We start from the raw sequence: 10,464 nt of genomic DNA, 5'->3' as shown, positions 1-10,464 counted from the left end.
CCTCCCCCTCAACCGCCCTACAGATAACCGAGCGACCGCTGCCGCCCCCGTGCGCGCCATGCCGCGTCCAGCGAGAGATACGGGGCTCCGGCGAGGATCAGGGGCAGCCAGGCCATCAGGTAGGCGAGGTCGTTGCCGTAGTAGTACGGGGTCGTCGCCCAGCTCATGGTCAGCCACAGGCTGAGGGAGATCAGCGCACCGCCCAGGGCGGCGAGGCGGCCGAGCAGTCCGAGGAGGGTGGCGATGCCGACGGCCAGTTCGCCGAGGGCGATGGCGTAGCCGAAGCCGACCGGGCTCTTCAGGGCGAGGTCGATCAGGGCGGGTAGGGCGGCGGTGCCGCGGGCCGCGTGCATGGTGTCGCCGATCGAGCCGGCGCCGGCGGCCTTCATGAAGGCGCTGTCGGTGAGCTTGTCCAGTCCCGCGTAGAGGAAGGTGACGCCGAGGAAGACGCGCAGAGGTAGCAGGGCGTAGTGGGCGGCGGTGTCCCGCCAGCCGTTGCGGCTGTTCAGCCGGGGGGTGCGCGTGTCCATCCGAATACCGGTCATCCTGCCTGCCGCCTCTCGCCCGCTGTCCCTGCCGTACCTGCCCGTTCTCCCGACCATATGTATGACAAGGAGGGGACGCTCAATCATCGCCCAGGGGTTTTTCCGGATTTCAGGCGTTCGTATGAGAGGAGGATCGCGAGTGGCGGAAGCTCACTCGGTGATCTGGACCGTGTAGCGGTTGGTCGGCACTCCGGCCGCGGTCACCACCTGGACATCCACCGAGCCGGGCTCGACGTCGGCCGGGACGGGGACGGTCAGAACGGTGTCCGTGGGGTTGCGGAAGCCGCCGGTGACCGGGACCAGCGGGACATGGACATCGACGGCGCCGATGCGGACGACCATGCGGGAGAGCCGTTCGGCGGTGCGGGCGCCGGGCGGGACGAAGCCGGTGCCGCGGATCTCGATGTCGTCGCCGGTGCGGATCGGGCCGTCCAGGTCGCCGGGTTCGCGGGCACGGACCACGGAGAGGATGACCGCGCGGCCGCCCTCCGCGTACTTGCCCGCCAGATAGGTGGCGGCCGAGATCAGGACGACGACCGCGAGCCCCCAGGGCAGGTCGGGCAGCTGGTCGGGGCGGCGGGCGAGCCGGACGGCGGCGAAGGCCAGGGCGACGGCGCTGATGGCGACGTACTGGATGTCGGTGAAGGCGCCCCGGCCGGAGTCGTCGGTGAGCAGGTCGGCGGCGCGTGGGCGGTGGGCCGGGACCTTCTGTAGCCGCTGGGCGAGGATGCGCAGGCCCACCACCCGGCGGACCAGGACGGCGATCCCGCACACCACGGCGAGGACGGTCACCACGCCGGCGCCGCGGGCGAGGTCGAGGCCCGAGATGAGCGCGTCGCGTTCGGCGTGGTCGGAGGCGGCGGCCAGGCGGGCGGCGAGCAGCAGGACGGCGTAGCCGATGAACAGGACCCAGCAGACGGCGACGGCACGGGAGGTGGACATGCGATGGTCCTCGCCGATCACCGGGGCGAGAGCGCCGCCCCGCGCCCGGTGGAACCAGCAGGCGGCGGTCAGCGTACCGGCCACGACGACGGCGGCGAGCAGGGCCGCGGTGCGGGCGGTGGTCCAGCCGGCGCCGATCGCGGTCAGCGCCTCGCCGAGCAGCAGGGCGAGCACCGCGCCCCACACCGTGCACAGGGTGCGCAGCCACAGGCGGGTGAGCCACATCTCGCCCTCGGCACGGCCGCGTTCGGCGACGGCCTCCGCGCGCTGAGTCAGCTCCTCGGAGACCCACTGGCGGGAGGCCGAGGGAGAGTAGGCCACGGCGGCGGGCAGGCCCTGGCCGGCGGCGAACTCGTCGCGGCGTCGCAGAAACGCGGCGACGGCCCGCCGGTGTCCCTCGCGGGCGCCGTGCGGACAGTCCCCGCAGCCGCAGCCGCCCTCATGGACACCCTCGGCGTCCGCGCCCTCTCTGGCCTCCTGCACCGCCACGTCCGACGCCCGCCTTCCCCGCGACCTCGCGGCACGGCCGACGGCCTCTCGGTGAGCCGTCCCGCCGCCGTGCAACTCCCGTACGTCAACAGCGAATTGTGCCCTACCGGGACCCGCCGGGGCCCACCGACATGATCCTGGAGGGTGAACTGTCGAGCAGTGTGTTGACGGGGCCGCTTCCCGTCGCCCCGCGGCTCAGCCGAGCAGGCCGGGTTCGCTGCGGGTGACCTCCCGCCAGAGGGGCTGGTAGTTGATCCAGGCCACGAGGTCGCCGCCGAGTTGTTCGCGGGTGGCGACGGCGAGTTTGTGCTCGATGAGGACCGGGCGGCCGGCCGCGCGCGCCAGCAGCTGCACCTGGCAGGAGCGGTCCATGGACAGGAACCACCAGGCGGCGGCGTCCACGGAGCCGCCGACGGTGAGCAGCCCGTGGTTGCGCAGCACCAGCGCCTTGCGGGAGCCGAGCGCGGCGGCGATGCGGCGACCCTCCTCGGCGTCGACGGTGACACCGGTGTAGGCGTCGTAGAGGGCGGCGTCCTCGTAGAAGGCGCAGCTCTCCTGGGTGAGGGGGTCGATGAGGTCGCCGAGGGCGGCGAGGGCGCGGCCGTGCACGGAGTGGCAGTGGGCGACGGCGACGACGTCCGGGCGGGCGGCGTGGACCTGGGCATGCACGGTGAAGGCGGCCTGGTTGACGTGGTAGCGGCCCTCGATGACCTGGCCGTCCTGGTTGACGAGGACGAGGTCGCTGACGGTGACGTGCCGGAAGGGCATGCCGAAGGGGTTGACCCAGAAGCAGTCGCTGAACTCCGGGTCCCGGGCGGTGATGTGGCCGGAGACGCCGTCCTCGAAGCCGTTCCGCCCGAAGATCCGCAGGGCTCCGGCGAGCCGTTCCTTGCGGTGCCGGCGCTCGTCCTCGACCGAGTCGTGCATCGGCGGCATGGCGAACTGCAGCTGGTCGGTGGACAGCGGCAGCGGCGGGGTGGGCCCGGACATAGGTCCTCCAGCGCTGGTAGGGCGGTACGGGCCGGAAGTTACCGCCGGCCAGCCCAAAAGGGCAGGGCTGTGCCGTAAAGATGGCGCGCAGATGGAGATCGGAAGGGAAAGGCGACAGAAGGTGTCGGGTTGGGCGAGCACACTCGGCCGGTATGAACTGGGCAGACTTCACCGCGGCCGAGCCGGACTTCGCGGCGGCCGTCGAGCGGCGCTTCGGCGCCTTCCGGCACCACGTCCTCGTCACCCTCCGCCGGGACGGCTCGCCCCGTCCCTCCGGGCTGGAGGTGCGCTTCCTCGGCGGCGAGCTGTGGCTCGGCATGATGCCGGGCTCGCTGAAGGCCCGCGATCTGCTGCGCGATCCGCGGTTCGCGCTCCAGGCCAATCCGGGCGAGGGCACCGCGATGGCCGGCGGGGACGTACGGATCGGCGGGCGGGCCCACGAGGTCGGGGAGGGGGCGGCGAAGGCCGGGTATGTGAAAGAGGTGGAACCGCCGGAGCCGTTCCACCTCTTTCGCACCGAGTTGACGGAGGTCGTGCGGACCTGTGTCGAGGACGACCGCTATCTGGTCGTCCGGGTCTGGAAGCCGGGAGAGCCGGTGCGGACTCTCAGGCGGACCTGAGCCTCAGGCGAGGGCGAGGGCGAGACCTACTCCCACTCGATGGTGCCCGGCGGCTTGGAGGTGACGTCGACGACGACGCGGTTGACGTCCCGGACCTCGTTGGTGATGCGGGTCGAGATGCGGGCGAGGACGTCGTAGGGCAGCCGGGACCAGTCGGCGGTCATGGCGTCCTCGGAGGAGACGGGGCGCAGCACGATCGGGTGACCGTAGGTGCGGCCGTCGCCCTGGACGCCCACGCTGCGGACATCGGCGAGCAGGACCACCGGGCACTGCCAGATCTCGCGGTCGAGGCCGGCCGCGGTCAGCTCCTCGCGGGCGATGGCGTCGGCCTCGCGCAGCAGGTCCAGGCGCTCCTTGGTGACCTCGCCGACGATGCGGATGCCGAGGCCCGGACCCGGGAACGGCTGGCGCTGGACGATCTCGTCCGGCAGGCCCAGCTCCTGGCCGACCATCCGGACCTCGTCCTTGAACAGCTTGCGCAGCGGCTCGATCAGCTTGAACTCGAGGTCCTCGGGCAGGCCGCCGACGTTGTGGTGCGACTTGATGTTGGCGGTGCCGGTGCCGCCGCCGGACTCGACCACGTCCGGGTAGAGGGTGCCCTGGACCAGGAACTCCACGGCCGGGCCCGCGTCGGCGATGATCTCGGCCTGCGCCTGCTCGAAGACGCGGATGAACTCACGGCCGATGATCTTGCGCTTCTCCTCGGGGTCGCTGACCCCGGCGAGGGCGTTCAGGAAGCGCTCCTCGGCGTCGACGACCTTCAGCTGGACGCCGGTGGCCGCGACGAAGTCCTTCTCGACCTGCTCGGTCTCACCCTTGCGCATCAGACCGTGGTCGACGTAGACGCAGGTCAGCTGGGAGCCGATGGCCTTCTGCACCAGGGCGGCGGCCACGGCGGAGTCCACGCCGCCGGACAGGCCGCAGATCGCGCGCTTGTCGCCGACCAGCTCGCGGATGGCCTCGACCTGCTCCTCGATCACATTGCCCGTGGTCCAGGTCGGCTCCAGGCCCGCGCCGCGGTACAGGAAGTGCTCGAGCACCTGCTGGCCGTGCGTGGAGTGCATGACCTCGGGGTGGTGCTGGACGCCGTAGAGCTTCTTCTCGTCGTTCTCGAACGCGGCGACCGGGACCAGGTCGGTGGACGCGGTGACCGAGAAGCCCTCGGGGGCGGCGGAGCAGGCGTCGCCGTGCGACATCCAGACCTGCTGCTCGTCCGGGGTGCCCTCGAAGAGGGTGGAGGAGGACTTGGAGACGTGCAGGTCGGTGCGGCCGTACTCACGGGCGCCGTTGTTGTCGACGGAGCCGCCGAGGGTGAGCGCCATCAGCTGGAAGCCGTAGCACATGCCGAAGACGGGGACGCCGGCCTCGAAGAGCTCGCGGTCGAGGCGGGGCGCGCCCTCCTCGTACACCGACGAGGGGCCGCCGGAGAGGATGATCGCCGCGGGCTTCTTGGCGAGCATCTCCTGGACCGGCATGGTGCTCGGCACGATCTCGCTGTAGACCCGCGCCTCGCGGACGCGTCGGGCGATGAGCTGGGCGTACTGCGCACCGAAGTCGACGACCAGGACGGTGTCGGGGGCAGTGGGAGTCGCTGATGACACGGGGTGCCTTCTGGTGGTCCGGGCGGGGGTCTGTACTACGAGTCTAGCGGTGCGGGCGCAAAGCCCTCCGCCGAGCCGAAGGCCCGCGCGGAGGGGCCGCCGCACCGGCCGCGCGCGAGGCCGGTGCACCGGACCAGGGCCCCGTCGTACCGAGCCCGGGCGGACCGTCGTCCCGTCCGCGGGCCCCGCCGTACCGGCACCGTGGCATACTGGCCCCATGCTTCAGCACGCGACCTTCGTCTTTACCTATGGCATCCGGCCCGCCGGTTGCCATGGTCGTGCTGCTTAGCCGAACGCTTAAGCGACACCCCAGGCGCCCCGGGCCGACAAGGCCCGGGGCGCCTGTCGTTTCTCCGGGTCACGCCGTTCCAGGGCATCCGCGTCAGTACGAACGATCAGGAGCCCCCGCCATGAGCACCACCACCCCCGAAGAGACCGCCGCGACGCCGGAGGCGACCATCGCCGCCGCGCGGGAGCGCATCGACGCGATCGACGACCGGATCATCGGCCTCATCCAGGAGCGGACGGCCGTCTCCGCCGTGGTCCAGCAGACCCGTATCTCCTCCGGCGGGCGGCGGGTCAGCCTCTCCCGCGAGATGGAGATCCTCGGCCACTACCGCGAGGCGCTGGGCAAGCCCGGCACCTCGCTCGCCATGACCCTGCTGGAGCTGTGCCGGGGCCGTATCTGACTCGGCTGATTATCCGACGTGAGTTCGGTCCCCGTCTCACCCGTACGGCGCGTGACCGCCGCGCGGAAGCCTTCGTTAGCGGGGTGTCCGTGCCAGCCAGGGGCGGGCCCGACAGAACCACGCGTGGCTCGCTGGGGCGATGAGGTGTACGGGTCGTGCCGTACGCCGTGGGACCTCGCTCCAGGGAAGTGACCGGACGGCAGGGGACAGCAGCCCGGTCACCAAAAGAACGGTCGGCTCCGGGGACGCCCGGAGCCGACCGACGGAACACCGGTCCCCGTCCCCGCGCAGACCACGGCATGAGAAGAGGGACCTGCATCCCCCTCCGAAGGCAGGTCCCTCTCCACCGACTTCTTGATCCGGTAGCAGGTTTGATCGGCGACGGCGGAGGAGGGTTGTGCCGGGATCCGGGATTTTTGAGTGATCCGGGTCACATCACCCGGGTCGTATCGCCGCGGCGGGCTACTCGGCCTTCGGCGGCACCGTCGGCATCCCCAGGAACGGCAGCCGCAGCGCGCCGAACGCCTCCGCCGGAACCGCGGGCGTCTGCGGCTCCACCGGCTTCAGCCGCTCGTACGACGCCCCCGGCGCCGGCCGGGGATCCGCCTCGCCCTTGTTCGGCCAGAACGACATGGCCCGCTCGGCCTGCGCGGTGATCGTCAGCGAGGGGTTGACGCCCAGGTTCGCCGAGACCGCGGCGCCATCCACGACCGAGATGCCTGGGTGGCCGTACAGCCGGTGGTACGGGTCGATCACCCCGGTCTCCGCCGAGTCGCCGATGGGGCAGCCGCCCAGGAAGTGCGCGGTGAGCGGGGTGCCCATCAGCTCGCCGACGTTGCTGCCCGGGAAGCCGTTGATCTCGGCGGCGAGCGCGGCGGCGGCCTCCGAAGCCGCCCTGATCTGCTTGGGGTTGGGCGCGCCGTGCCCCTGCCGCGCGGTGAGCAGGCCCTTGCCGACGCCGTCCGGCTTCAGATACGTCGTCAGCGAGTTGTCCAGGGACTGCATCACCAGACCGATGATGCTCCGCTCGGACCAGCGGCGGTTGGACAGGGAGCGCAGCACCAGGGTGGGGTGCCGGGCCGCGTTCGCCAGCCAGGCCAGCGCCCGCGAGGAGCCCTCGGTGTACGGCACCTGGAGGATGGACAGACCGCCCATCGCGTTGGAGCCCTTGCCGTAGCGGACCGGCTCGATGTGGGTGTTCTCGTCCGGGTGGATCGAGGAGGTGATCGCGACACCCCGGGTGAAGTCGGCCCGCGGGGTGCCGTGCGCCTTGCGATAGCGGTGGTTGTCGGTCTGCGCGCCGACCAGCGCCTCCGAGTTGGTACGGGTCAGCACACCCAACAGGGGCGAGAGGTACGGAAGTTGGCCGTTCGCCTTCATGCGGTGCAGCAGGGTCTGGGTGCCGTACGTACCGGCGGCGATCACGACCCGGCGCGCGGTGAACAGCCGTCCCGCGCCCTTCTTCTTGCGGTCGGTCGGCAGTGTGGCCACCGCGTATCCGCCGCGCGAGTCGTCGGTGACGGAGACCACCGTGGTCATGGGGTGGACCACCGCGCCCGCCTTCTCGGCGAGATGGAGGTAGTTCTCGTTCAGCGTGTTCTTGGCGCCGTGCCGGCAGCCGGTCATGCACTCGCCGCACTCGGTGCAGGCGTTGCGCTCGGGACCGGCACCGCCGAAGTACGGGTCGGGCACCGGCTGTCCGGGGGACGCCTTCGCGGCGCCGTCCGCGTCCTTGCCGTCGCCGAAGAAGACGCCGACCGGCGCGAAGTGGAAGGTGTCGCCGACGCCCATCCGCTCGGCGGCCGCCTTCAGATGGACGTCCGAGGGGGTCATCGTCGGGTTGAGCCGCACGCCGAGCATGCGCTTGGCCTGGTCGTAGTACGGCTTCAACTCCTCCTGCCAGTCGGTGATGTCCTTCCACTGGGGGTCCTCGAAGAACGCCTTCGGCGGTACGTAAAGGGTGTTGGCGTAGTTGAGCGAGCCGCCGCCGACGCCCGCGCCGGCCAGCACCATCACATTGCCCAGCAGATGGATGCGCTGGATGCCGTACATGCCGAGCTTGGGGGCCCAGAGGTAGTTCTTCAGGTCCCAGGAGTTCTTCGGCAGGGACTGACGGGTGAAGCGGCGCCCGGCTTCGAGGACGCCGACCCGGTAGCCCTTCTCGGTCAGGCGCAGGGCGGACACGGAGCCGCCGAAGCCGGAGCCGACCACGAGGACGTCGTAGTCGTAGGAGTCCTGGGGCACGGGTCTCTCCTCGTCGTGTTTCGGGTGCGGGCCGTCCGTGGTCTCTCGCGCGGTTCCCCGCGCCCCCAAGCGGCTTATTTGAATCGGAGCGCCTTCAGCACGCGCAGGCTCGTGGTCATGAAGCGGGCGTAGCCCTCCTCCGACATGCCCAGCGAGGGCGCCATCGGCAGCAGCCGCTGCTGGGCGACCGTCTGGGCCTCGGTGTACTTGAGGATGCCCTCGGAGCCGTGGCGGCGGCCGAGGCCGGAGTCCTTCATGCCGCCCATCGGCGACTGGACGCTGCCGTAGGCGGGGGCGTAGCCCTCGTTGATGTTGACCGTGCCGGTGCGCAGCCGGGCGGCGATGTCCCGGCCGCGGCTCGAACTGGTCGTCCAGACCGAGGCGTTGAGGCCGTACGGCGTCGCGTTGGCGCGCTCGACGGCGTCGTCCACGTCCGAGAAGCGGTAGACGGAGACGACCGGGCCGAAGGTCTCCTCCTCGCAGACCGCCATGGAGCCCTCGACGCCGTCGAGGATGGTGGGCTCGAAGAAGTAGGGGCCGACGTCGGGCCGGGCCGCGCCGCCCGCGAGCACCGTGGCGCCCTTGTCGACGGCCTCGCGCACATGCCGTTCCACGGTCTTCAGCTGGCGTTCGCCGACCAGGGAGCCCATCTCGGCGCCGTAAGCGAGGGAGTTGCCGAGCCGCATGGCCCTGGTGCGGGCGGCGAAGCGCTCCAGGAAGGCGTCGGCGATCGACTCGTGGACGTACAACCGCTCGATGGAGATGCAGAGTTGGCCGGCGGAGGAGAAGCAGGCGCGTACGGCACCGGCGGCGGCCTTCTCGATGTCGGCGTCGTCCAGCACCAGCATGGCGTTCTTGCCGCCGAGTTCGAGGGAGACGCCGATCAGCCGGGCGGCGGCGCCCTGGGCGACCTCGCGGCCGGTGCGGGTGGAGCCGGTGAAGGAGACGTAGTCGGCGTGCTTGACCAACTCGGGCCCTACGACCGGTCCTTCGCCGAGGACGACCTGGAAGACGCCCTCGGGCAGCCCGGCCTCGATCAGCAGGTCGCGGGCCCACAGGGCGGTCAGGCAGGTCTCGGTGTCCGGCTTCATCACGACCGCGTTGCCCGCGACGAAGGCGGGCAGCGCGTCGCCGACGGACAGCTCCAGGGGGTAGTTCCAGGGCGCGATCTGGCCCACCACCCCACGCGGGTGGCGCAGTTCGGTGACCTTCGTCAGGGTCGGCACGGCGCCGGTGTGCCGCTTCGCGCGCAGATAGGCGGGGGCCTTGCGGCCGTAGTGGCGGGCCGCGATGGCGACGGCCAGCACCTCCTCGTGCGCGTGCAGCCGGGCCTTGCCGGTCTCCAGCTGCACCAGGTCGAGGACCTCGGCCTGGCGTTCGAGGATCAGGTCATGGAAGCGGAGCAGGACGGCGGCGCGCTGCCGTACCGGGGTGCGCTCCCAGACGGCCTGCGCGGCACGGGCCGCCTCGAAGGCCTTGAGCACGTCCTCGGGGCTGGACTCGGGCAGGTCGGCCAGCTTCTCGCCGGTGAACGGCGTGTGGTTGGCGGTCCGGCCGGAACCGGTGACGCCCTTGGTCAGCCGGGCCACCAGTTCCGGGGTGACCACGTCGGCGGCGGTGCGGACGCCCTCGGGGGAGGGCGCGAGGGGGTTGGTACCGGCGATGTCCGGCGCCTGCGTGTCCGGGGCCTGCGTGTCCGTCATGAGGCGCAGGGTATGCCGCGGCGAACGCTTTGTGTACCCGTCGGTAACGGGGATTCACGGAGTACTCACACCACGCCAGTGATCACTGGCAATGAACGGCCTGATCAGCGGGTTGCCGGTTCGAACACCCGCCCGATCAGTCGCCTGCGGGTTTTTTCGCCAGGAAGAGGGTGAGGGTGGTGAAGGGGGTGCGGCGACGGGGTGCGGGCCGCGACTCGGGGTCCGCCTGCGCCCGTGCGTCCGGCCGCGGCCGCTCGTCCGGTACGACGCCGAGGCCGCGCTCGTCCGGTACGACACCGAGCGCGTACCCGTCCCGTACATCGCCGAGCCCGTGCCCGTCCCGTACGGCGGCCGGTTCGGGTACGTCCGGCACGCCCAGGTACGCGCGCAGCTCCGCCGCCACCCGCTCCGCATCCGGCCGGGCCTCGGGCCGCTCGGCGTTCAGCCGGTCCAGGAGGGGGCCGAGCGGGCCGGGGTCCGTGTCGCCGAGGGCGGCGCGCAGCAGGGCGCCGAGCGACCACAGATCGGAGGCGGGCCCGGCCCCGGGCCCGGCCGCACGCTCGGGAGCGACGAAGGGACCGCCCCCACCGAACCCGCCACCACCAGCATCAGCATCAGCACCGGCACCGGCACCGGCACCG

The 10,464-nt window shown here is 71.6% G+C and carries 8 protein-coding genes and 1 pseudogene; 2 read left to right on the top strand and 7 right to left on the bottom strand.

The features are described from left to right. Nucleotides 1-17: 17 nt before the first annotated feature. From CCN72_RS18785 to CCN72_RS18775, 3 genes are all read right to left on the bottom strand, one after another. Nucleotides 18-530 carry a DoxX family membrane protein gene (locus tag CCN72_RS18785; RefSeq protein WP_085566169.1) on the bottom strand — a complete coding sequence of 171 codons (513 nt, stop codon included), beginning with the start codon at nt 528-530 and terminating at the stop codon, nt 18-20. Between the two features lie 165 nt (nt 531-695). Continuing rightward, nucleotides 696-1,976, bottom strand: coding sequence for a hypothetical protein (locus CCN72_RS18780; protein ID WP_086808524.1), 1,281 nt, complete (start codon nt 1,974-1,976; stop codon nt 696-698). Between the two features lie 195 nt (nt 1,977-2,171). Further along, a complete protein-coding gene (locus CCN72_RS18775; protein ID WP_086808523.1) occupies nt 2,172-2,966 on the bottom strand; it encodes a class II aldolase/adducin family protein in 795 nt (264 codons plus the stop codon). Between the two features lie 152 nt (nt 2,967-3,118). On the opposite strand from CCN72_RS18775, the gene CCN72_RS18770 reads away from it, so the two are divergent. Next, nucleotides 3,119-3,586 carry a pyridoxamine 5'-phosphate oxidase family protein gene (locus tag CCN72_RS18770; RefSeq protein ID WP_086808522.1) on the top strand — a complete coding sequence of 156 codons (468 nt, stop codon included), beginning with the start codon at nt 3,119-3,121 and terminating at the stop codon, nt 3,584-3,586. Nucleotides 3,587-3,612: 26 nt separating this feature from the next. Here CCN72_RS18770 and guaA read toward each other — a convergent pair whose 3' ends face one another. After that, on the bottom strand, nt 3,613-5,187 hold the full coding sequence (gene guaA, locus CCN72_RS18765; RefSeq protein ID WP_086808521.1) for a glutamine-hydrolyzing GMP synthase: 1,575 nt from the start codon (nt 5,185-5,187) through the stop codon (nt 3,613-3,615). Nucleotides 5,188-5,597: 410 nt separating this feature from the next. Here guaA and CCN72_RS18760 point away from each other — a divergent pair, with 410 nt between their 5' ends. After that, nucleotides 5,598-5,876 carry a chorismate mutase gene (locus CCN72_RS18760; RefSeq protein WP_037657660.1) on the top strand — a complete coding sequence of 93 codons (279 nt, stop codon included), beginning with the start codon at nt 5,598-5,600 and terminating at the stop codon, nt 5,874-5,876. 462 nt (nt 5,877-6,338) lie between these two features. On the opposite strand, the gene CCN72_RS18755 is transcribed toward CCN72_RS18760, so the two are convergent. The 3 genes and pseudogenes from CCN72_RS18755 to CCN72_RS40620 all read right to left on the bottom strand — a co-directional run. Further along, a complete protein-coding gene (locus tag CCN72_RS18755; protein ID WP_086808520.1) occupies nt 6,339-8,120 on the bottom strand; it encodes a GMC family oxidoreductase in 1,782 nt (593 codons plus the stop codon). Nucleotides 8,121-8,194: 74 nt separating this feature from the next. Beyond that, the gene (locus CCN72_RS18750) at nt 8,195-9,823 is read right to left on the bottom strand and encodes a succinic semialdehyde dehydrogenase (RefSeq protein WP_086808519.1); all 1,629 of its coding nucleotides are present in this window, start codon (nt 9,821-9,823) and stop codon (nt 8,195-8,197) included. Between the two features lie 136 nt (nt 9,824-9,959). Continuing rightward, nucleotides 9,960-10,464, bottom strand: a pseudogene (locus CCN72_RS40620) (hypothetical protein); the annotation flags it as partial.

Source organism: Streptomyces murinus (assembly GCF_002154555.1).
Lineage (GTDB): Bacteria > Actinomycetota > Actinomycetes > Streptomycetales > Streptomycetaceae > Streptomyces > Streptomyces murinus.
Note: the sequence above shows the minus strand (reverse complement) of the source record. Positions and strands in the feature narration are given on the sequence as shown.